The 21,603-nt window shown below is 63.0% G+C and carries 17 protein-coding genes; 10 read left to right on the forward strand and 7 right to left on the reverse strand.

Going from position 1 to position 21,603, the window contains the following annotated elements; translation table 11 throughout:
- The first annotated feature begins 53 nt into the window (after window positions 1-53).
- From OXH74_RS15760 to OXH74_RS15795, 8 genes are all read left to right on the forward strand, one after another.
- The gene (locus OXH74_RS15760; protein ID WP_215376470.1) at window positions 54-365 is read left to right on the forward strand and encodes a DUF485 domain-containing protein; all 312 of its coding nucleotides are present in this window, start codon (window positions 54-56) and stop codon (window positions 363-365) included.
- Complete coding sequence (locus tag OXH74_RS15765; protein WP_375737821.1) at window positions 362-2,020, forward strand: cation acetate symporter; 1,659 nt, start codon at window positions 362-364, stop codon at window positions 2,018-2,020. The genes OXH74_RS15760 and OXH74_RS15765 overlap by 4 nt, the downstream gene beginning before the upstream one ends.
- A gap of 149 nt (window positions 2,021-2,169) precedes the next feature.
- Complete coding sequence (locus OXH74_RS15770; protein ID WP_375737822.1) at window positions 2,170-2,538, forward strand: DUF2784 domain-containing protein; 369 nt, start codon at window positions 2,170-2,172, stop codon at window positions 2,536-2,538.
- A gap of 106 nt (window positions 2,539-2,644) precedes the next feature.
- Complete coding sequence (locus tag OXH74_RS15775; RefSeq protein WP_375737823.1) at window positions 2,645-3,457, forward strand: SDR family oxidoreductase; 813 nt, start codon at window positions 2,645-2,647, stop codon at window positions 3,455-3,457.
- A 110-nt stretch (window positions 3,458-3,567) separates the two neighbouring features.
- Window positions 3,568-4,722: a CynX/NimT family MFS transporter gene (locus OXH74_RS15780; RefSeq protein ID WP_375737824.1), complete on the forward strand. Its 1,155-nt coding sequence runs from the start codon at window positions 3,568-3,570 to the stop codon at window positions 4,720-4,722.
- Window positions 4,723-4,797: 75 nt separating this feature from the next.
- Complete coding sequence (locus OXH74_RS15785) at window positions 4,798-5,226, forward strand: hypothetical protein (protein ID WP_215376400.1); 429 nt, start codon at window positions 4,798-4,800, stop codon at window positions 5,224-5,226.
- A 62-nt stretch (window positions 5,227-5,288) separates the two neighbouring features.
- Complete coding sequence (locus tag OXH74_RS15790) at window positions 5,289-5,621, forward strand: YnfA family protein (RefSeq protein ID WP_215376397.1); 333 nt, start codon at window positions 5,289-5,291, stop codon at window positions 5,619-5,621.
- 717 nt (window positions 5,622-6,338) lie between these two features.
- Entirely contained in the window at window positions 6,339-7,805 is a 1,467-nt protein-coding gene (locus tag OXH74_RS15795; protein WP_375737825.1) for a multiheme c-type cytochrome, read from the forward strand.
- A 56-nt stretch (window positions 7,806-7,861) separates the two neighbouring features.
- Here OXH74_RS15795 and OXH74_RS15800 read toward each other — a convergent pair whose 3' ends face one another.
- From OXH74_RS15800 to mnmC, 7 genes are all read right to left on the reverse strand, one after another.
- On the reverse strand, window positions 7,862-8,092 hold the full coding sequence (locus OXH74_RS15800; protein WP_215376391.1) for a YheU family protein: 231 nt from the start codon (window positions 8,090-8,092) through the stop codon (window positions 7,862-7,864).
- A 49-nt stretch (window positions 8,093-8,141) separates the two neighbouring features.
- Window positions 8,142-10,892, reverse strand: coding sequence for a 7TM-DISM domain-containing protein (locus OXH74_RS15805; RefSeq protein ID WP_375737826.1), 2,751 nt, complete (start codon window positions 10,890-10,892; stop codon window positions 8,142-8,144).
- Between the two features lie 61 nt (window positions 10,893-10,953).
- The gene (locus tag OXH74_RS15810; protein ID WP_375737827.1) at window positions 10,954-12,147 is read right to left on the reverse strand and encodes an osmoprotectant NAGGN system M42 family peptidase; all 1,194 of its coding nucleotides are present in this window, start codon (window positions 12,145-12,147) and stop codon (window positions 10,954-10,956) included.
- 43 nt (window positions 12,148-12,190) lie between these two features.
- The gene (gene ngg / locus OXH74_RS15815) at window positions 12,191-13,933 is read right to left on the reverse strand and encodes an N-acetylglutaminylglutamine synthetase (RefSeq protein ID WP_375737828.1); all 1,743 of its coding nucleotides are present in this window, start codon (window positions 13,931-13,933) and stop codon (window positions 12,191-12,193) included.
- Window positions 13,934-13,943: 10 nt separating this feature from the next.
- On the reverse strand, window positions 13,944-15,713 hold the full coding sequence (locus tag OXH74_RS15820; protein ID WP_375737829.1) for an N-acetylglutaminylglutamine amidotransferase: 1,770 nt from the start codon (window positions 15,711-15,713) through the stop codon (window positions 13,944-13,946).
- A gap of 159 nt (window positions 15,714-15,872) precedes the next feature.
- A complete protein-coding gene (locus tag OXH74_RS15825) occupies window positions 15,873-16,628 on the reverse strand; it encodes a sulfite exporter TauE/SafE family protein (RefSeq protein ID WP_375737830.1) in 756 nt (251 codons plus the stop codon).
- Complete coding sequence (gene mnmC, locus OXH74_RS15830) at window positions 16,625-18,592, reverse strand: bifunctional tRNA (5-methylaminomethyl-2-thiouridine)(34)-methyltransferase MnmD/FAD-dependent 5-carboxymethylaminomethyl-2-thiouridine(34) oxidoreductase MnmC (protein WP_375737831.1); 1,968 nt, start codon at window positions 18,590-18,592, stop codon at window positions 16,625-16,627. The genes OXH74_RS15825 and mnmC overlap by 4 nt, the downstream gene beginning before the upstream one ends.
- 155 nt (window positions 18,593-18,747) lie before the next feature.
- Between mnmC and pap the strand changes: the two genes are divergently transcribed.
- Window positions 18,748-20,235, forward strand: coding sequence for a polyphosphate:AMP phosphotransferase (gene pap / locus OXH74_RS15835; protein ID WP_375737832.1), 1,488 nt, complete (start codon window positions 18,748-18,750; stop codon window positions 20,233-20,235).
- 104 nt (window positions 20,236-20,339) lie between these two features.
- Complete coding sequence (locus OXH74_RS15840; protein ID WP_375737833.1) at window positions 20,340-21,524, forward strand: thiolase family protein; 1,185 nt, start codon at window positions 20,340-20,342, stop codon at window positions 21,522-21,524.
- The last annotated feature ends 79 nt before the right edge of the window (window positions 21,525-21,603 follow it).

Here is a 21,603-nt window from a genome sequence, read left to right on the forward strand (position 1 = left end):
GGCGGTTCTATTGTTGGCCTCACCAGCAACCCGCGCTGTGGAGGACAACAACAATGAACGACAGCATCTATCAGCGGATTCATGACAATCCGCGCTTTCAGGAACTGGTTTCCAAGCGAGAACGCTTCGCCTGGATTCTCTCTGCCATCATGCTCGGCCTCTACCTGGCCTTCATTCTCCTGATCGCTTTCGAGCCGCAACTGCTCGGTACCCGTATCAATCCTGAGTCGCCCGTTACCTGGGGTATCCCGATCGGCGTTGGCATCATCCTTTCGGCCTTCGTGCTGACCGGCATTTACGTACGCCGCGCCAACGGCGAGTTCGATCGCCTCAATCAGGAAGTTCTCAAGGAGGCTCAGCAATGATCGCGCGTATCCTCACCGCCCTGGGCCTGATGGCCCTGGCACCGGCCCTTTGGGCAGCAGGTGCGATCGAAGGGGATGTCCAGCGCCAGCCGCTGAATGTGTCCGCCATCGTCATGTTCGTTGCCTTCGTCGGCTTCACTCTCTGCATCACCTACTGGGCCTCCAAGCGCAGCAAGTCCGCCGCTGACTTCTACACTGCGGGCGGCAGCATCACTGGCTTCCAGAATGGCCTGGCGATCGCTGGCGACTACATGTCGGCCGCGTCCTTCCTGGGTATTTCCGCCCTGGTGTTCACTTCCGGATACGACGGTCTGATCTACTCGATCGGCTTTCTGGTCGGCTGGCCTGTGATCTTGTTCCTGATTGCAGAACGTCTGCGCAACCTGGGCAAGTACACCTTTGCCGATGTGGCGTCCTACCGCCTCAAGCAGAAGGAGATTCGCACCTTGTCCGCCAGCGGTTCGCTGGTGGTGGTGGCCTTCTACCTGATCGCCCAGATGGTCGGCGCCGGCAAGCTGATCGAGCTGCTGTTCGGCCTGAACTATCACGTCGCCGTGATCCTGGTGGGCATCCTGATGGTCTGCTACGTGCTGTTCGGCGGCATGCTGGCCACGACCTGGGTACAGATCATCAAGGCTGTGCTGCTGCTCTCCGGTGCTTCATTCATGGCGCTGATGGTGCTCAAGCACGTCAACTTCGACGTCGCCACCCTCTTCAATGAGGCCATCAAGGTTCACCCGAAAGGCGAGGCCATCATGAGCCCCGGTGGCTTGGTCAAGGATCCTATCTCGGCCATCTCCCTCGGCCTGGCCCTGATGTTCGGTACCGCTGGACTTCCGCACATCCTGATGCGCTTCTTCACCGTCAGCGACGCAAAGGAAGCACGCAAGTCGGTGTTCTACGCGACTGGCTTCATCGGTTACTTCTACATCCTGACCTTCATCATCGGCTTCGGCGCCATCCTGCTGGTCAGCACCAACCCGGCCTTCAAGGACGCCGCCGGCGCCCTGCTGGGTGGTAACAACATGGCTGCGGTACACCTGGCCAACGCCGTAGGCGGCAGCCTGTTCCTCGGCTTCATCTCGGCCGTGGCCTTCGCCACCATCCTCGCTGTGGTTGCCGGCCTGACCCTGGCCGGGGCTTCGGCGGTGTCCCACGATCTGTACGCCAGCGTGGTCAAGAAGGGCAAAGCCAGCGAGAAGGATGAGCTGCGCGTGTCCAAGATCACCACCCTTGCCTTGGGTGTACTGGCCATCGGCCTGGGCATCCTGTTCGAGAAGCAGAACATCGCCTTCATGGTGGGCCTGGCCTTCTCCATCGCGGCCAGCTGCAACTTCCCAGTGCTGATCCTTTCGATGTACTGGAAGAAGCTGACCACACGCGGTGCGATGATAGGCGGCTGGATGGGCCTGGTGACTGCCGTAGCGCTGATGGTGCTTGGTCCGACCATTTGGGTGCAGATCCTCGGCAATGCGACGGCGATTTACCCTTATGAATACCCGGCGCTGTTCTCCATTGCCGTGGCCTTCATCGGTATCTGGTTCTTCTCGATTACCGACAAGTCCGTTGCTGCCGACGAAGAGCGTGCGCGCTTCTACCCGCAGTTCGTTCGCTCGCAGACCGGCCTGGGTGCCAGCGGCGCTGTAGCGCACTGATCCGCAATCACTTGCATGATTTTGGGGCAGCCTTCGGGCTGCCCTTTTTTGTTGGGCTTGGCGGGTGGTCGGGGGGCGAAGCTCACCTCTGGCCTGGGCCGTATGGGACATACAATGTCAGAAGCGTATCGAGCCTTCAGGGAGCTGAAATGCTCTACCATCTCGCTGCCGATGCTGTGCTCATCCTGCACCTCGCCTTCATCCTTTCCGTGGTTCTGGGCGGGGCGCTGGTACTGCGTTGGCCGCGCTTGGCGCTTATTCACCTGCCAACGGCTGTCTGGGGCGCGACGGTCGAGTTCCTGCACCTGACCTGCCCACTCACACCACTGGAAAACCACTTTCGCCACTTGGCAGGCCTGCAGGGCTACAGCGACGGCTTCATCGAAAACTATTTACTCCCTGTCATCTACCCGAGCGGGCTGACCCCCTCCATCCAGATCGTGCTGGGCAGCGTGGTGGTGGCCGTCAACCTGGCGCTCTATCTGGTCCTGCTCCACCGGCTGACGCGGCGTCGCTAGTTCTGGTTTGCCTTCATCATTCAGCGCTGTGATTGAGGGCCGGGCCTTCAAAGGCCTTCGCTACACTGCGACCTACTCAACGCACACACCAGAAAGGCACCTCACCATGCAAAACCGCATCATGATCACTGGCGCCGGTTCCGGCCTCGGGCGGGAAATTGCCCTGCGCTGGGCGCGCGAAGGTTGGAAGCTGGCCCTGTCCGACGTCAACGAACCTGGCCTGGCGGAAACCCTCAAGCTGGTCCGCGAGGCCGGCGGCGACGGATTTACCCTGCGTTGTGATGTGCGCGACTACAGTCAGCTGACCGCCTTTGCCCAGACCTGCGAAGAAAAACTCGGTGGCATCGACGTGATCGTGAACAACGCCGGTGTGGCCTCGGGCGGTTTCTTCGATGAGCTGTCGCTGGAGGACTGGGACTGGCAGATCGCAATCAACCTGATGGGAGTGGTCAAGGGGTGCAAAGCATTCCTGCCGATGTTGCAACGCAGCCGGGGCAGGATCATCAACATCGCCTCCATGGCCGCGCTGATGCAGGGGCCGGCGATGAGCAACTACAACGTGGCCAAGGCAGGCGTCGTGGCGCTGTCCGAGAGCCTGCTGATCGAACTGAAAGAAGAGGGCGTCGGCGTCCATGTGGTTTGCCCGTCGTTCTTCCAGACCAACCTGCTGGATTCGTTCCGTGGCCCGACCCCGACCATGAAGCAGCAGGTCGGTAAGCTGCTGGAGAGCTCGCCCATCAGTGCAGCCGATATCGCTGATTACATCTATGACGAAGTGGCTGCGGGGCGCTTCATGATCCTGCCTCACGAGCAAGGCCGGATGGCCTGGGCACTGAAGCAGAAGAACCCGCAAGCCCTCTACGATGAGATGGCCAGCATGGCGGCGAAGATGCGTGCGAAGAGCCGCACCGTGACCTGATTTCCACTGTCCGATCGGTCAGCTTCTGCCGTTTGCAGGGTTGCCGGGCAGCGGGCCGGGGGAGTAGGGTTTCACTCCCCGGCTGTCTGGCCGCACTGCATGGAACTACAGTGAAACCCGCCTCCCGAGCCTTGCTCATGGCCGCCCTGGTGCTGGCCGCTATCAACCTGCGGCCCGGCATTACCTCCCTGGCGCCCTTGATCGAGCGCATCGCCCACGAATTGTCGCTGAGTCGTGGTCTGATCAGCCTCACTACTGCTTTGCCGGTCCTCTGCATGGGCCTGCTGGCTCCCCTGGCGCCACGCCTGGCGGTGCGTTTTGGCCTCGAGCGGGTCATTACGGCGTGCCTGCTGCTGATTGGCGTGGCCCTGGTAGCGCGATTGGCGGGTCATGCCAGCAGCGTGCTGATTGTTAGTGCGGTGGTGCTCGGGGCCGGCATCGCCATCGCCGGCCCATTGCTCTCGGGCTTCATCAAACGTCAGTTCCATGATCAGGTTGGCCGCGTCGTTGCCTGGTATTCCCTGAGCATGACCATTGGCGGGGCTGGTGGCGCCGTGCTCACCCCGCCCGTGACCCAGCTTCTGGGTGATCAATGGCACTGGGGGCTGGCGTTCTGGGCGCTACCCGCTCTGCTGGCCTTGCTGCTTTGGCTGCGCTTGCCCAATCGTCCCAAGCCAGCCGGCGAGGTGGCGCATGGAGGGCTGCCATGGCGTGAGCCGCGTGCGTGGTTGATCACCGCGTTTTTTGCCCTGCAGGCAGGCCTGTTCTATGCGCTGACCACCTGGCTCGTGGCGCGCTACCACGAGGCCGGATTCAGCCTGCTGCGCAGCAACAGCCTGTTCAGCCTCTTCATGCTGGTGGGCCTGCCGAGCGCCTTCGTCCTGCCCTGGTTGGCCCAGCGCTTCGACAACCGTTATCTGCTGCTTCTGTTTTGCGGCCTCGTCAGTTCACTCTGCCTGGGCATGATCACCTTGCTGCCGACAGTTGTCCCCGAGCTCTGGGCGATGTTGCTGGGCCTGGGGCTGAGCGGTTCTTTCGCGCTGTCCATGGTGTTGCCGCTCTATGAGGTCCATACCCCCATCGCGGTCAGTCGCTGGACGGCAATGATGCTGTTCGCCGGCTATGGCCTGGCTTGCCTGACTCCGGTCCTGGCCGGCCTGGGGCGTGACCTGGCGGGCAGCTACCAGATGCCATTCATGATCATCACCATGCTGGCGCTCATCATGTGTCTGCTGGCCTGGCTGCTTGGGCGCGGGCGGCGCTGAGGACTTCGACGCAGTTCCTTCCTTGCACGGCAGTCCTGTGTTAGAAGGCTGCCACTGTTTCAATGGAGTGCTCGCGTGGAGTCTGAGTCCGTCGTCTATGGTTGCATCCGTGACTGGCCGTCACTCGACGACCAGGAGCACAGTCTGCGTCGCGCTGCCAACATGGACGTCCTGGCCGGGCTGCCGAGCGGCGAGTCCTGGCCCTTCCTCGGGCGCGAGATGTTCTCCTGCTGCGAGCAACCAGGGGCCGGGCTGTTCCGTACCCAGGTGATCCACTTCGGTGCCAGTTACCCGGCCGTCGAATACGAATGGAGCCTCTGGGTGAAGGAGTTCGAAGCCCTGCTCAGGCAGCTCTATTGGAGCAGCGCCGTGGTGCATCTGGAAACCGAGCTCAATGGAATCCACACCTTCCGCTGGGAAAGCGAGCAGGGGCTGCACAGCCCCAAGGAAGAGAATCTGCGCGTACGTTGCGCCTGGGAGCGCGAAGGCGGCGTGCGCGGCTAGCTCCTCGTACCCTCTGGCACAGGGCCGGGTAGGGATGCCCCAAATCTTACGAGAGCCACCCGATGCTCAACTACCTCTGGTTTTTTCTTGCCGCCCTGTTCGAGATCGGCGGTTGTTACGCCTTCTGGCTTTGGCTGCGAATGGACAAGAGTGCCTGGTGGATCGCCCCGGGGTTGCTCAGTCTGACCCTGTTCGCCTTGCTGCTGACGCGCGTCGAGGCTGCCTATGCCGGCCGTGCCTATGCCGCTTACGGCGGTATCTACATCGTTGCCTCGTTGTGCTGGCTCGGCGTGATCGAGCGTACTCGCCCGTTGGCCAGCGACTGGCTCGGCGCTGCGATTTGCCTTCTCGGCGCTACCATCATCCTGCTCGGGCCGCGCTTCTCATCCAGCTGAAAGCAGGTTGAAATCAACAGCCTCGTGCTAGAGCGATTGCGGCGCAAAGTTCGGGAAAACCGACGAAAGGCACGGGCTTTTCAGTGAATTTGTCATCAATCCGTAGCCGAACTTCTACACTCTGGATCTACAGATTCTTGGTGCTATGTGCTTTGTTTTGAGGTCGTCGAAAGGCGGCCTTTTTTCTGCCCGGGTATTTTGTCGCGCGTTTGTGGCCTCCCAGGGCCAATCCCTTTCTGCTCTGAGCGGCACACCCGCGTTTGCTGCTCACGCAGTCTCGTGTTTCCAACTGGCGCATGTTCCACGAACTCATCGCCTCGAACCCGGTGGGTCCCGGATGTATACGCTGGGGATGGTTTTAGGGGCACTTCATCGCCTTTGCATCAAGCTGCTCGGCCTAAAAAATCTTGATTCGTTCAAATAGTTAGAGCCTCCGATCGGCTGTTTTCCAATCTGGATGCTGTTTTGACGCTGCAGGAGCCCCCGACTACTACTGAACAGCATCCCCGAGTAGCGGGGGTATCAGAAATTCACGAGTTTGCGCTGGACCGGATAGGTATTGCTAGGGATCTGCCGGTTTCTGCCATGTGATCTGGGCTGCTTGTGGCCTGTGCATTGCCAAGGCTTTCTCTCGCGGTGGGCGGGGTTACGTGCTGGCGTCATGGGGCTGCTCGGTTTGAGAGAGGCAGCAAGATGGTTGGCTCGGCAAGGCAGCCATTGGCTCGATCGGTTCGCGCACATTTCACGTCCACCAGCGCTCGGCTTGTCGCCTATTCACTGGTCTGCCTGCTGGCGTCCCATGCGGCTGTGGCCGAGGCACCCCAGGACGATGCCAAGTGGCTGGAGCCTGCCCGTTCAAGGCTGATGCAGGAAAAAGGTGGCTTGCCCTTTTTCCCCCATCGGGCCAACACCCCGAACAATGCGGTGTTGAGCATCAAGGACTTTGACGATGCGCAGGTATGCGGTGCCTGCCATACGGAAATCTATCAGCAATGGCGCAGTTCCATGATGTCCCATGCCTGGGAAGACCCGATCTACCGCGCCTTGCTCCGGCATGCGAGCCAGGCGACCGAAGGGCGTGTGGATAACTTTTGCACCGGCTGCCACACCCCCATCGGCCTGACCACCGGGCAGATAACCTCCTCGGTCAACCGCGCTTCGATCGAATTCACTGCCGAACACAATCCCATGCCCGGCGTAGATTGCGAAACTTGCCACAACATCAGTGCCCGCACCGGGCTGGATAACGGTGCGTATGTGCTGAGCCCGCGGGCCCACGGCAAGCCGACCAAGTTCGGTCCGCGCCGGGACGCGGTTTCTCCGTATCACGACACGGTGTATTCGGGGCTGCATACCCGCTCGGACTTCTGCGCCACCTGCCACAACGTCACCCACCCGTTCAGCTCGGTAGCGGTGGAGCGGACCTATGATGAATGGCTGGAAAGCCCGTACAGCTTCAATGGCGAGACCTGCCAGAGTTGCCATATGCCAGGCTTCGTCGGAAAAGCGGCGATGATGGGGCCGGAGCGTGACGATGTGGCCTCGCACTGGTTCAGCGGCGCCAATGCGGCGGTGCTGGAGTACCTAGGCCAGAAAGAGGCAGCGCAACGTGCGCGTTCATCGCTGCGGGAGGCCGCGCAGATCGAGTTCTTCCATGTCCCGGATCGCATTCTGCCAGGGCAACAGGTATCCGTGAGGGTGAAGGTGGCCAATGTCGGTGCCGGGCACAAATTGCCGACGGGCTTCCCCGAAGGGCGTGAGGTGTGGATCGACTTTCATGCGGTCGACGCGATGGGAACCGAGTTCTACCGCCTGGGGGCCATCAAGGACGGCGCCACCGAGCCCGGTACGCGCAACTTCAAGGTTCACCTGGGGGACAAGGACGGCAAGGAGTTGGACATCGAGGTCTGGAACGCCACTCAGATCCTCTCGGATAACCGCATCCTGCCCAAGGGCTATGACATCCGTGAGTTTTCTTTTCAGGTGCCGTCCACTGCGGTGAGCCCGATCACTCTGACCGCTGAACTGAACTACTGGCCCTTCCCACAGCGGCTGGTGGATTTCCTGCTGGGCAAGGACAAGCTGCAGGTGGAGATTCTTCAGATGGCCACGATCAGCCAGCATGTTGTCCTGGCTCCGACGGAGCCGGGTGTGGCGGCGGCCGGGGTTGGCAGTGGCCCCTGAATGGTGGCCATTGGGCTCAATGTCGCGCTCTGTCTGACCCCGAGGCTGCGTTGCTTTCAGTCCTCAAGCCACTCCCTGGGCACGTCCAGTTTCAGCATGAGTTGGCATTGCTGGCTGTCCGGGTCATAGGCGATGACTGCCTCGCCTTTCGCCAGGGCCTTGCGGACGCGCTCGACGCGAGTGTCCAGCGGGGTGTCGTCGCCATTGTCGGTGCCTTCGCGGGTGACGAAGTCTTCGATCAGGCGGGTCAGGGTGTCGGCTTCAAGCAGGTCGTAGGGGATGAGCATCGAGGTCTCCGGCAAGTGCATGAATGCTAGCGCTGCCGGGCCTCGGTCGTCATCCGTCGATGTTCTGGCGGGCGATGAAACGTTCCAGCGTGCTGTAGAGCAGAATGCTGTCCAGGGGTTTGCCAAGGAAGTCGTCCATGCCAGCGGCGGCGCCTGCCTTGCGGTGCTCTTCGAGTATGTGGGCGGTCAAGGCGACGATCGGGACGGCCGGCCAGTTCCGGCTGCGCTCCAGCTTGCGGATCTGCCGAGTGGCTTCGAAACCGTCCATTTCGGGCATTTCGCAGTCCATGAGTATGAGGTGGATGCCATCCGGATCGCGTTCGTACTCGTCCACTGCAGCCAAGCCGTTGGCAACGGTCCGTACCACATAGCCGCGCTTCTTCAGAAAGCCCTGGACCACCATCTGGTTCACCGGATTGTCCTCGGCGACCAGGATGCAGGGCGTGGCGCTGATGCGCAGGCGCTCTTCCTGCACGGAGGTGCGTTCCTCCAGACGGCGTTCACGATAGAGATCCAGCAGGGTTTCGCGTAGCGGGGCCAGGGTCAGCGGCTGGGTAATGGTGCGTAGCCGCAGGCCTGCACCAGCAGGCAGTGCCTGGCACTGATCGGGAGGGCAGAGCAGCAGCACGCGCTGGCCGCGTTCCAAGTGCGGCCGAAGGCTGTCCAGCCATTTCTCGGGCGCATCCGACCAGGGCGCCATCAGTACCAGCAATGGCGGCATTGTGAATTCTTCGAAGCAGCCTGCCAGCCGGTCAGGGGTCTGGCAACGTTCGCAACGCATGCCCCAGCGGCCGAGCAGGCGGCTAAGTGCGTCGAGCGCGAGGCTATCCCGGGAGACCAGCAGCGCGGAGCGTCCGTCCAGCAGGCGGGCCAGTTCGTCACCGTCCTCGTCGGCGCTCTGCAGGGGGAGCTCGAAGCTGAAGCGGGTACCCTTGCCGACGGTGCTCTGCACGTCGATGGCCCCACCCATCATTTCCACCAGTTCCTTGCTAATGGCCAGCCCCAGGCCGCTGCCACCATAGCGGCGGGTGGTGCTGGAGTCGCCCTGAGAGAAGGAGTCGAAGAGTTGTGCCAGGGCTTCGGCACGGATACCGATGCCGCTATCGCTGATGGCGAACACCAGGTGCGGTTGCTCTTGCGCATCGCGGCGGGTGGAGACGCTCAGGAGGACGTGGCCCTGGGCGGTGAACTTCAGCCCATTGCTGAGCAGGTTCATCAGCACCTGCTTGAGCCGCGTGGGGTCGCCCTTGATTCGCCGAGGCACACCGGCGTCCAGGCTGAGGTGCAGCCCCAGGCCCTTGCCCATGGCCTGCGCGCTGAACAGGCTGAGGGTTTCGGACACCAGTTCCTCGAGGTCGAAGTCGATGGACTCGAGAGCCAGCTTGCCGGACTCGATGCGCGCGTAATCGAGAATGTCGTTGATCACGGCCATCAACGCACTGCCGGAGCTGGAGATGGTCTCGACGTAGTAGCGCTGGCTGCGATCCAGCGAGGTGTCCTTGAGCAGCTGCAACATGCCCAGCACGCCGTTGAGGGGGGTGCGGATCTCATGGCTCATCTTGGCCAGGAAGCGGCTTTTGGACTGGCTCTCGAAGTTTGCCTGCTCGGCTGCCTGGCGTGAGCGGTAACCTTCATCCTTGAGCGTGTTGATGCGGTCGGCGAGGCCGATGGAGAGGGTGATCAGTTCGATGGTGACGCCGATCTTGACCACGGTGGCGCCGAACATGCCCAGGATTTCCACGCCGAGCGAGCCAGCGGTGATCTGCATGAAGGCGAATAGCAGCACACCCCAGGCCAGGGTGTAGTAAGAGCCGTAGCGCAGGCCGCTGCGCCAGACGTAGACGCCGGTGACCAGGAGAAACAGCGAGACGGCCAGCACGATGAGGCTGGCGAGTACGTTCCAGGCCTGCAGGCCAATCAGTGGGGCGCAGACCAGGCTGGCGAGGGTGACTGCCATGAGCCAGCGAAGCGCCAGATCGAGCCGGGGGAAATGCTGCCGCGTGTGCAGGAAGTGCCGGCTGAATTGCACGGCTGTCAGGCAGTGCAGGTACATGAAAATGTAGATCGCGACGGACTGCAGACCGACATGCTGGGGCAGCAGCTTGAACAACATGCCGTCGAAGCAGGCCGCAAGCAGGCCGACGTTGACACTGTAGGCCAGGTACCAGAGATAGGCGGGCTCGCGCAACGAGAGGTAGAGAAAGAGGTTGTAGAAGAACATGGCGAACAGCACGCCATAGAATGCACCAGTGAAGCCCTCGAGGTTCTCCTGGGCTGCGGCACTGGCACCGTAGGTGCTGAACAGCAAGGGAACGAAGAGTGTGCTGGTGCTTTCCACCCGCAGGATCAGTGTGCTCTGGCCAGGCGGCACGCTCAGCGGGAACCAGAAGTTGCGAACCTGCACCGGACGCTGGGCGAAGGCAAACCTGTCGCCACTTTCCTGTTCGCTCACACCACCGTCAGGGGCGACGTAGTAAACGCGGATGTCATCCAGCAGGGGGTAGTTGGCTTCCAGGTAGCCGGCCAGCGGATGCGGCCGGCTGTTGTTCAGATGGACACGGAACCACCATGCGGAGCGGTTCTTGCCGAGATTGGCCTGCTCACCGGCAACGGGGCGGAACGCAGCATTGGGCAGGGCACGGACCTGCTCGAAGCTCAGGCTGCCATTGGGGTCCTCCAGGTAACTTATCCAGGGACCGAGTGAGAGGCGCAGCTCGTCGCGGTCCAGCGGGGCGCCCGCCGAGGCGATCGATGGCAACGTGAGCCACAGCAGGAAAAGTGCCAGACAGAGGCGAGGCATGCGACTACCCATGTTGTTGTTGCTTCCTTGTCTGGCACTTTGCCTGCCGCCGCGTCGCCCATCAAGCGCTGCTGTCTCCTTTGCCAACCAGACTTTCCACGGTCGGGACGCGGGTTTCGCTCTCCATCTGGGCGTCGTGCTCCAGTTGGTGGCTGAAGGCTTCGAGCGATTGCTGGCGGCTGAGGGCGTCGGAGTCGAACACCGGGGGGCTCAGCAGATAGGCGCCGAGCAGGCGCGCTAGAGCCTCCAGGCTGTCGAGATGGGTGCGTTCGTAGCCGTGGGTGGCGTCGCAGCCGAAGGCGAGCAGGGCGGTGCGGATGTCATGGCCGGCGGCCACCGCCGATTGCGCATCGCTGTGGTAGTAGCGGAACAGGTCCCGGCGCAGGGAAATCGCGTGTTCCTCGCCCAGGCGCAGCAAGTGGCGTGAGAGGTGGAAGTCGTACGGGCCGCCGGAGTCCTGCATGGCGACGCTGACGGCATGCTCGCTGGAGTGTTGGCCTGGGGCGACCGGGGCGATGTCGATGCTGACGAACTCGCTGACGTCCCAGGGCAATGCGCCTGCCGCACCGGAGCCGATTTCTTCGGTGATGGTGAAGAGTGGGTGGCAGTCGATGGGAGGCTCCAGCCCTGCCTCGACAATCGCCTTGAGCGCCGTGAGCAAAGCGGCTGCGCCTGCCTTGTCATCAAGGTGGCGTGCGCTGATATGGCCACTTTCAGTGAATTCGGGCAGTGGGTCGAAGGCGACGAAATCGCCAATCGCCACCCCCAGGGTTTCGCAGTCGGCGCGAGTGGTGCTGTAGGCATCGAGCCGCAGCTCTAGGTGGTCCCAGCTGATGGGCAGACTGTCGACGGCCGTATTGAAGGCGTGCCCGGAGGCCATCAGCGGTAACACGCTGCCGCGCAGGACGCGGCTGTCGCAGAACACGCTGACGCGGCTGCCCTCGGCGAAGCGGCTGGACCAACAGCCGACCGGAGCGAGGCCCAGGCGTCCGTTGTCCTTGATCTCGCGGACGATGGCGCCAATGGTGTCCAGATGCGCGGATACGGCACGGTCCGGGCTGTTCTGGCGGCCCTTGAGGGTGGCGCGGATCGTGCCGCGCCGGGTCAGCTCATAGGGGATACCGATCTCATCCAGGCGCTCGGCGACATAGCGCACGATGGTGTCGGTGAAGCCTGTGGGGCTGGGTATGGCGAGCATTTCCAGCAGCACTCGCTGCAGGTAGGTGAGGTCGGGCTCGGGGATGCGGGTAGTCATGGCGTCTCCTTGCGCTCAGCAGCGCCTGCGTTCTCCTCCGGTCTCAGGAAGGCGTCCGACTGAGCGGGAACAACAGATCGATGAAGCGCTCGGCGGTAGGCTGCGGCTGGTGATTGGCCAGGCCAACGCGCTCGTTGGCTTCGATCATCATGTAGTCGGGTTGGTCGGCGGCGGGCACCAGCAGGTCCAGTCCTACCACCGGTATTTCCAGGGTGCGGGCGGCAAGTATCGACGCCTCCGCCAGGGCAGGATGCAGGCGGGCAGTGACGTCTTCCAGGGTTCCGCCGGTATGCAGGTTCGCAGTGCGCCGCACGGCCAGGCGGATGTCCGCGGGCAGCACGTCGTCGTAGCCGTAACCGGCCGCGCGCAAGGTGCGCTCGGTCTCGCCGTCCAGCGGGATGCGGCTTTCGCCGCCTGTGGCAGCCTGACGTCGACGACTTTGCCGTTCGATGAGCTCGTGCAGGGTTCGCTGGCCGTCGCCCACCACTTCAGCGGGGCGGCGAATCGCGGCGGCGACCACTTCGAAGCCAATCACCACGACCCGCAGGTCCAGTCCGTCGTGGCAGCTCTCCAGCAGCACCCGACTGTCGAAATGCCGGGCGTTGTCGATGGCTGCCCGTACCTCGTCGAGCGTGCGCAGGTCCACCGCCACGCCCTGGCCCTGTTCGCCATTCACCGGCTTGACCACCAGGCGGCCATGCTCGGCCAGGAAGGCGGCATTCGCCTTGTCGCTGCCTGCCAGTCGTTGCGTGGGCTGTCGCAGGCCCGCACGGGCCAGGGCCCGATGAGTCAGATGCTTGTCCTGACAGAGCGTCATGCTCACTGCGCTGGTGAGGTCGGACAAGGACTCACGACAACGGATGCGGCGGCCGCCATGGCTGAGGCTGAACAGCCCACCCTCGGCATCATCCACCTGCACGTCGATGCCTCTGCGCAGCGCTTCATCGACGATGATGCGTGCATAAGGGTTGAGCTGCTCATCGGGCCCCGGGCCAATGAACAGCGGCTGGTTGATGCTGTTGCGGCACTTGACGGCGAAGGTGGCCAGCTCGCGAAAGCCAAGCTTGGCGTAAAGGGCCTTGGCTTCGTGGTTGTCATGCAGTACAGACAGGTCGAGGTAACTCAGGCCTCGGCTAAGAAAGTGTTCGACCAGATGCCGCACCAGCGCTTCGCCGATGCCGGGCCGGCTGGACTGTGGATCGACCGCCAGGCACCAGAGGCTGGAGCCGCCGTCGGGGTCGGCAAAGGCCTTGGTGTGGTTGAGGCCCATGGCGCTGCCGATGATCTGGTGATTGGCTTCGTCTTCGACCAGCCAGTACACCGGCCCGCCGAGGTGGCGCGGGGTGATGCAGGACGGATTAACCGGCAGCATGCCGCGGCAACGGTAGAGCTGGTTGATGGCCTGCCAATCGGCATTGCTTTGTGCGCGGCGGATACGAAAGCCACGAAAGCCTCGGTGCGCTGGCCGGTAGTCGGAGAACCAGAGTCGCAATGTGTCGGATGGGTCGAGGAAGAGTTGCTGTGGTGCCTGCGCCAGGACCTGCTGCGGCGCTGCCACGTAGAGCGCGATGTCACGTTCGCCGGTCCGTTCGGCCAACAGCTCCTGCGCGAGGCTGGCGGGCGTCGAAAAGGTGTGGCCGAGCAGCAGGCGGCCCCAGCCGCAGTGCAGTACTTGCGGGGCGCGCTGCCCCGGTTGGTGCCCTTCGGCCAGACGCGCCTGCAAGCGTTGGTAGGTTGGTGGCTGGCCGCGGAGCAGGCGTTGGCTGTGCTGAATGTAAGCCTTCATGGGATTCCTCCTAGATGCCCTGCTGGTTGAGCCAGAGATGCAGCGCTGCCATTTGCCACAGTTTCGAACCGTGCAACGGCGTGATGTCCTCGGATGGGCTGGCCAGCAGGCGTTCGAGCATGGCTGGCTGGAACAGGCCGCGATCCTGGCTCGGGTCCAGCAGCAGTTCGCGCACCCAGCCGAGCGTCCGGCCTTGCAGGTGCTTGAGGCCGGGCACCGGGAAGTAACCTTTGGGGCGATCGATGACGGCGTGGGGGATCACCTGGCGAGCCGCAGCCTTGAGCACCTGCTTGCCGCCATCACCCAGTTTGAAGCGGGAGGGGATGCGCGCGGACAGCTCCACCACCCGGTAATCGAGGAACGGCACGCGCGCCTCCAGGCCCCAGGCCATGGTCATGTTGTCGACGCGTTTCACCGGGTCCTCGACCAGCATCACGGTGCTGTCCAGGCGCAGGGCCTTGTCTACTGGCTCGAGGGCTCCGGGGCGCTCGAAATGCTGGCGGACGAAGTCGCCGGCCAGGTCGTCGGTCAGCCAGGCGGGCTGCACGGTGGCCTGGTACTCGAGATGGCTGCGGTCAAAGAAGGCTGCGCGATAGCTGTTGAACGGATCGCAGGTGTCCACCAACGGCGGATACCAGTGATAGCCGCCAAGCAGTTCGTCGGCGCCCTGGCCGCTCTGCACCACCTTGCAGTACCTGGAAACTTCGCGTGCCAGCAAATAGAAGGCGATGCAGTCATGGCTGACCATTGGCTCACTCATGGCGGCAAAGGCCTGGGGCAACTGCTCCAGAACCTCATGTTCGTCTATGCGCAGCTGTTGATGACGGGTGCCGTAGTGGTGCGCGATGAGGTCGGAATATTCGAACTCATCACCGCGTTCGCCCCCGGCATCCGCAAAGCCGATGGAGAAGGTGGCGAGTTCCTCTACCCCAGCCTCGGCCAACAGACCCACCAGCAGGCTGGAGTCCACTCCGCCGGAAAGCAGCACTCCCACTTCTCGGGCTGCCCGCTGGCGCACCGCCACGGCGTCGCGCAGGCTGGCCAGGAGCAGGTCGCGCCAGTCCTCCAGGCCGAGGTCGTGCTCTGAGTCGCTGGGACCGTAATGGAGCTGCCACCAAGTGCCCTGACTGCTGTTGCCGTCGGCGTCGATTTGCAGCCAGCTTGCCGCCGGCAGCTTTTCGACGCCCTTGACCAGGGTATGCGGGGCCGGCACTACAGAATGAAAGTTGAGGTAATAGTTGAGCGCCTGGGCATTCAGACTGGTGTCAATATCACCGCCTTGCAGTAGCGCCGGCAGGCTGGAGGCAAAGCGCAGGCGCTGTCTGGTGCGCGAGAGGTAGAGCGGCTTGATGCCGAGGCGGTCGCGAGCGAGGAACAGACGTTGGCTGTCGCGCTCCCAGATGGCCAGGGCGAACATGCCGTTGAGCTTGGGCAGCATGTCTTTGCCCCACGCATGCCAGGCTTTGAGCAGAACTTCGGTATCGCCATCGGAATGGAAGCGATAGCCGAGCGCCAGCAGCTCCTTGCGTAGTTCGGGGTAGTTGTAGATAGCGCCGTTGAACACCATGGCCAACCCGTATTCCAGGTCCAGCATGGGCTGCCCTGAGGCTGCGGCCAGGTCCATGATCTTCAAGCGACGATGGCCGAGGGCGATCGGGCCCTGGCTATGCAAACCCCAGGCATCGGGACCGCGAGGGGCGAGGTGGTGGGTGATTCGGTCGAGGGCGGCCAGGTCGGCCGGTTGTTTGTCGAAACGCAGTTCTCCAGAAATCCCGCACATAGTTCCTTACCGGTGTTGCCGTTGGGGAGGGCTTGGAGTCTGCGTCCTGGCCGCCGCACCCGCGCGTCGGGGAGGGACATGCTCAACAGGCTCCTAGGGGTCCGACCCCAGGAGCCTTTCATGAGTTTTATATCGATCTGTTATAGGCCGTCAGTTGCCTCAGCTGATCAGCTTCTGTGCGGCCAGCGACAGGCTGACGGCCACCAGCATCAGGGCGAACAGACGTTGCAGGGTTTCGCCACCCAGCCGAACCGCGAGCTGGTTGCCGCCGAGCACCCCCAACGCTCCGCCAGCAGCCAGGCCGCCGAGAAGCAGCATTGGTGGCTGGGCACCACTGAGGTAGAGCAGGAAGCCGCCACCGGAAACCAATGCGATCACAGCCATCGAGGTGGCGGTGGCAGCGAGCATCCCGAGTGGAGTGAACCAGAGTAGCGCTGGCACGATGAGGAATCCTCCACCCACGCCCATCACCCCGGATAGCAGGCCGACGGCCAGTCCGATCGCCACCAGCGGTCTGCTGTGCAGTGCGCCGGATGCTCTCTGGGGTACGCCGGCGCCTCGCCACATGCGCCAGGCCGACCAGAGCACCAGCAGGCAGAAGCCGAGGATAAGGACGAACTCCGGGATGAAGCGCCCGAACCACTGGCCGGCGGCATTTCCGGGCAGGCCGCTCAGGGCCAGGAGCAGCACGGGGCGCCAGGCCACTTGGCCTTGAACGGCCCGCGGCATGGCACCGATAGCGGCGGAGAGTGCGACGGCGCCGAGGCTTACACCGATGGCATCACGCAATGGCAGGTGCAGGCTGAGTAGCAGCGGTAGGGCCACCAGGGAGCCACCTGCACCGGTCAGGCCCAGCAACAGGCCGAGCACAGTGCCGATGCCGAGGGCCTCGAGCAGCAACAGGTCAACGGTCATGCCTTCTGCCTGCGAATCAGTTGGCGCAGGGAAAAACGGTTCGGGTGGCAGGCTTCGGCCACGCTACGCGGCACGGGTAGCGGCTCGTCATCGAGCCAGGCTGCCAGCAGCTCACCGGAGAGCGGCGCCGTGATTAGCCCGCGCGAGCCATGGCCGCTGTTGATGTAGAGGCCATCGAGCCAGGGAGCGGTGATGTCTGGTACCTGCCGGGCATCCTTGGACAGCACCGCATAGGTCTTCGCGAAGGCAGCGCTATCGGCCAGGGGGCCGACGATGGGCAGGTAGTCCGGGCTGGTGCAGCGGAAGGCGGCACGCCCCTGGAGTGTTGCCGGATCGAGGCGTTCGGCTTGCAGGCGGCTGGTGAGGTCCGGGGATATCTCTTCTAGCAGTCGCAGGTTGCCTTGATGTTCGGCCACCGTTGGCTCCAGATCATCGCTGTGGAAGTCGAAGCTGGCCCCAAGGGTGTGTTCGCCACAACGGGGCGGTGCGACGTAGCCCTCAGCACAGAGCACAGTCCGTAATCCGGCGCTCAGTGGCGTAGCCGGCAGGCAGCTGATCTGACCACGAATGCGCTTGAGCTGAAGATCCACTGTCTGCGGAAAGCGCAGCACTTCGGCGGCCCCGGCCAACACCACCACGGGCGCGATGGCGAGGCGTTGCCCATTGGCATAGGCGCACCAGAGACCGTCTTCGCGATGCAGCTCCAGGGCTTCGCAGTGGGGCCGCAGGCGGATGTTCGGATGTGCCGCCAGCAGGCGGCAGAGCGCAGGGGGGTGAACCCAGCCGGCCTCTGGGTAGTAGAGACCGCCGGCAGGCAACGCGACGCCTGCCAGGTCTTCGGCCTGCTGCCGGTCCAGGCTGTGCAGCAGCTGATGGGGGAAGGCGTCGGCCAACTTGGCCTGGCGCTTCGCTTCCTGGCCATCGAACGCCAATTGCAGGACGCCACAACCCTGCCAATCCACGCCGAGTTCGAGGCGTTGCAGCAGACGACGGGTATGGCCGAAGCCGCTGACGATCAGCCGCGATAGGGGCGTCCCGTGGGCGGACAGCTTCAGGTAGAGCACACCTTGTGGATTGCCGGACGCCTCCTGGGCGATGGCTTCATGGCGCTCCAGCAAGGTGACCTGCCAGCCCCGCGCGGCCAGGCTAGCGGCGCTGGCGCATCCGGCCAGTCCAGCGCCGATAACCAGCGCTTCGCGCAGTGCCGGCTGATAGCGTGGTCGGGCATACCAGGGGCTGGCCTGGAGGGTGGCCTCACCCTCGAAGACGCCTTTGCTCATTTCCCACTTCTTGCCGAAGCCGGGGACGCGCTTGATGCGGAAGCCCGCGTCGTTAAGCGCGCGTCTGACGAAACCGGCGCTGGTGAAGGTGGCGAGGGTGGTGCCGGGGTGTGACAGCCGGGCCAACTGGGCAATTAGCTCGGTATTCCACATTTCCGGGTTCTTGGCCGGCGCGAAACCGTCGAGGAACCAGGCGTCTATGCGCGCGTCCAGTTCCGGCAGACAATCCTGAGCATCGCCGACCATCAGGGTCAGCACTACACGCCCGCTGTCGAACACCAGGCGCTGGAAGCCGGGATGGATAGCGATGTATTGCTCCAGCAATTGCTGGGTGAATGGTGCCAAGTCCGGCCAGAGTGCGAGGGCGCGCTCCAGGTCGGGGCGGGCAAGGGGGAACTTCTCCACGCTGACGAAGTGCAGCCGCGTACCAGCAGGGGCGGTCCGCTCGAAGAGCTGCCAGGCGCAGAGGAAATTGAGCCCGGTACCGAAGCCGGTTTCGCCGATACAGAATTGGCTTTGTTGCGGCAGGGCGGCGAATGCTTCGGCCAGATCGTTGCCGGCGAGGAAGACGTGGCGCGTCTCGTCGATGCCGGAGTCGGGGGAGAAATAGACGTCGTCGAACTCACGCGAGAGCGGCAGGCCTCGCTCATCCCAGTCAATACGGGCATGGTGAAAATCGGGCATGGGGTATTCCGTGACGGCGAAGCGGGAATGGTAGCCGATTGGAGGGATTGGCTGGGCACTGCGAGATTCAGATCGATGTGTGCATCCCTGCGGTGGCGCACCAGACATCCCGTCGCGCTTCCGCTACCTTTTCTTCATTAGCCAAGGAGGTCTGCATGTTCGAATCCGCTGAAATCGGCCACTCCATTGACAAGGAAACCTATGAGAAGGCCGTGCTGGAGCTGCGCGAAGCCCTGCTGGATGCGCAGTTCGAGCTGAAGGAGCAGGCACGCTTTCCGGTGATCATCCTGATCAACGGTGTCGAGGGCGCTGGCAAAGGCGAAACGGTCAAGCTGCTCAACGAGTGGATGGACCCGCGCCTGATCCACGTCGAGAGCTTTCTGCTCCCCACTGACGAGGAGCTGGCGCGGCCGCCGCAGTGGCGGTTCTGGCGCAAATTGCCACCCAAGGGCACCACCGGGATCTTCTTCGGCAATTGGTACAGTCAGATGATCTACGCGCGGGTCGAAGGCGATATCAAGGACGCCCGATTGGACCAAGCCATCGGCGAGGTGGAAAGCTTCGAACGCATGCTCTGCGACGAAGGGGCACTGATTTTCAAGTTCTGGTTCCACCTGTCCAAGAAACAACTCAAGGAGCGCCTCAAGACGCTGGAGAAGGACCCGCAGCGCAGTTGGCAGATCAGCCCGCTGGACTGGAAACAAACCGAGGTATACGACCGTTTCGTGCGTTTCGGTGAGCGTGTGCTGCGCCGCACCAGCCGTGACTATGCGCCCTGGTATGTGATCGAGGGCTATGACGAGAACTATCGCAGCTTGAGCGTTGGGCGGATCATCCTCGAGGGGCTGCAGGCCGCGCTTAAAGTGACCGAGCGGCGCGCACACCATCCTCACGCAGCGCCGCTGGTGGCTAGCCTGGACAATCGAAACCTGGTGGCCAGCCTTGACCTCAGCCGTGCGCTGGACAAGGACGAGTACAAGGAACAACTGGCCACCGAGCAAGCTCGGCTGTCGGGCCTGATGCGTGACAAACGCATGCGTGGGCATGCCTTGATGGCGGTGTTCGAGGGCAACGACGCTGCTGGCAAGGGTGGGGCGATCCGCCGGGTCACTGGCGCCCTGGACCCGCGGCAGTACCGCACGGTGCCCGTCGCCGCCCCTACTGAGGAGGAGCGCGCGCAGCCCTATCTCTGGCGCTTCTGGCGCCATGTGCCGGCGCGCGGACAGTTCACCATCTTCGACCGCTCCTGGTATGGCCGGGTGCTGGTCGAGCGGGTCGAGGGTTTCTGCTCCCAGTCCGATTGGCTGCGTGCCTATGGCGAGATCAATGACTTCGAGGAGCAGCTGTACAACTACGGCATCGTGCTAGTGAAGTTCTGGTTGTCCATCGATAAGGAAACCCAGATGCAGCGCTTCAAGGAGCGCGAGGAAATCGCTTTCAAGCGTTACAAGATCACCGAAGACGACTGGCGCAATCGCGACAAGTGGGATCTCTACGCGGATGCCGTGGGCGACATGGTGGATCGTACCAGCACCGAGATCGCGCCCTGGACCCTGGTGGAGGCAAACGACAAGCGCTTCGCACGGGTGAAAGTGCTGCGCACCCTCAACGAGGCACTGGAGGCTGCATTCAAGAGCAAATGAGTGCGGGATGGCGGCGCATACGTCCAGTGAATGATCGTGGTGGATAAGTATTGGCAGGAACTATCCTCGCCTCACCTTCCATCCGAACAAGAACGAGGTGTGTCATGCGTGAAGTGGTGATAGTCGACAGCGTGCGAACTGGTCTGGCCAAATCCTTTCGCGGCAAGTTCAACATGACCCGGCCGGACGACATGGCCGCCCATTGCGTGAACGCCCTGCTTGCACGCAACGAACTGGACCCCGCGCTGGTGGATGACTGCGTGGTGGGCGCCGGCTCCAACGAAGGTGCTCAGGGCCACAATATCGGCCGCAACGTGGCGGTGCTGTCGGGCCTGGGCATCCAGGTCGCCGGCATGACTCTCAACCGCTACTGCTCCTCCGGCCTGCAAGCCATCGCCATCGCGGCCAACCAGATCGCCTCGGGTTGCAGCGATGTGATGGTGGCCGGTGGCGTCGAGTCCATCACCCTGACCCTCAAGAGCATCAATCAGGACAATTTCGTCAACCCGCTGCTCAAGGCCCAGCATCCAGGCATCTACTACCCCATGGGACAGACTGCCGAGATTGTCGCTCGCCGCTATGGCGTCACCCGTGAGGCTCAGGACCTTTATGCCCTGCAAAGCCAGCTGCGCACAGCCCGTGCTCAAGCCGAGGGACTGTTCGATGACGAAATTGTGCCGATGACGGTGAAGTACTTCGTCGAGGACAAGGCCACCGGCGAAAAGTCTGTAATGGACACCGTGGTGGATCGCGACGACTGCAACCGCGCGGACACGACCCTGGAAGGCCTGGCGTCCCTCAAGCCGGTCTTCTCCGAAGATGGCTCGGTGACTGCCGGCAACTCCTCGCAGCTGTCCGACGGCGCCTCGATGACGCTTCTGATGAGTCTGGACAAGGCCATCGAACTCGGCCTCAAGCCAAAGGCTTTTTTTCGCGGCTTCACCGTGGCTGGCTGCGAGCCTGACGAGATGGGCATCGGCCCGGTGTTTTCCGTGCCCAAGCTACTGAAGGCGCGCGGTCTGTCGGTCGACGACATCGACCTCTGGGAGCTCAACGAGGCCTTTGCCTCGCAGTGCCTCTATGCGCGTGATCGCCTGGGTATCGATAACGAGAAGTACAACGTCAACGGCGGTTCCATCTCCATCGGCCATCCATTCGGCATGACCGGCTCACGGCAGGTCGGCCATCTGGTGCGTGAGCTACAACGTCGCGGCAAGCGCTACGGTATCGTTACCATGTGCGTAGGCGGGGGCATGGGCGCTACCGGGTTGTTCGAGGCGGTGCGCTGAGCCGATCAGATCAATGATCGAAGCCCGGCCTTGTGCCGTAATGCTGCTCACTTAGGCATTGGCGGCAGCGCATATGAGG

This window comes from Metapseudomonas boanensis, assembly GCF_042232855.1.
GTDB lineage: Bacteria > Pseudomonadota > Gammaproteobacteria > Pseudomonadales > Pseudomonadaceae > Metapseudomonas > Metapseudomonas boanensis.

Coding starts and splice junctions, on each gene's coding strand:
- OXH74_RS15760 (WP_215376470.1), top strand. CDS start 54: ATGAACGACAGCATCTATCAGCGGATTCATGACAATCCGCGCTTTCAG.
- OXH74_RS15765 (WP_375737821.1), top strand. CDS start 362: ATGATCGCGCGTATCCTCACCGCCCTGGGCCTGATGGCCCTGGCACCG.
- OXH74_RS15770 (WP_375737822.1), top strand. CDS start 2,170: ATGCTCTACCATCTCGCTGCCGATGCTGTGCTCATCCTGCACCTCGCC.
- OXH74_RS15775 (WP_375737823.1), top strand. CDS start 2,645: ATGCAAAACCGCATCATGATCACTGGCGCCGGTTCCGGCCTCGGGCGG.
- OXH74_RS15790 (WP_215376397.1), top strand. CDS start 5,289: ATGCTCAACTACCTCTGGTTTTTTCTTGCCGCCCTGTTCGAGATCGGC.
- OXH74_RS15800 (WP_215376391.1), bottom strand. CDS start 8,092: ATGCTCATCCCCTACGACCTGCTTGAAGCCGACACCCTGACCCGCCTG.
- OXH74_RS15805 (WP_375737826.1), bottom strand. CDS start 10,892: ATGCCTCGCCTCTGTCTGGCACTTTTCCTGCTGTGGCTCACGTTGCCA.
- OXH74_RS15810 (WP_375737827.1), bottom strand. CDS start 12,147: ATGACTACCCGCATCCCCGAGCCCGACCTCACCTACCTGCAGCGAGTG.
- ngg (WP_375737828.1), bottom strand. CDS start 13,933: ATGAAGGCTTACATTCAGCACAGCCAACGCCTGCTCCGCGGCCAGCCA.
- OXH74_RS15820 (WP_375737829.1), bottom strand. CDS start 15,713: ATGTGCGGGATTTCTGGAGAACTGCGTTTCGACAAACAACCGGCCGAC.
- OXH74_RS15825 (WP_375737830.1), bottom strand. CDS start 16,628: ATGACCGTTGACCTGTTGCTGCTCGAGGCCCTCGGCATCGGCACTGTG.
- mnmC (WP_375737831.1), bottom strand. CDS start 18,592: ATGCCCGATTTTCACCATGCCCGTATTGACTGGGATGAGCGAGGCCTG.
- pap (WP_375737832.1), top strand. CDS start 18,748: ATGTTCGAATCCGCTGAAATCGGCCACTCCATTGACAAGGAAACCTAT.
- OXH74_RS15840 (WP_375737833.1), top strand. CDS start 20,340: ATGCGTGAAGTGGTGATAGTCGACAGCGTGCGAACTGGTCTGGCCAAA.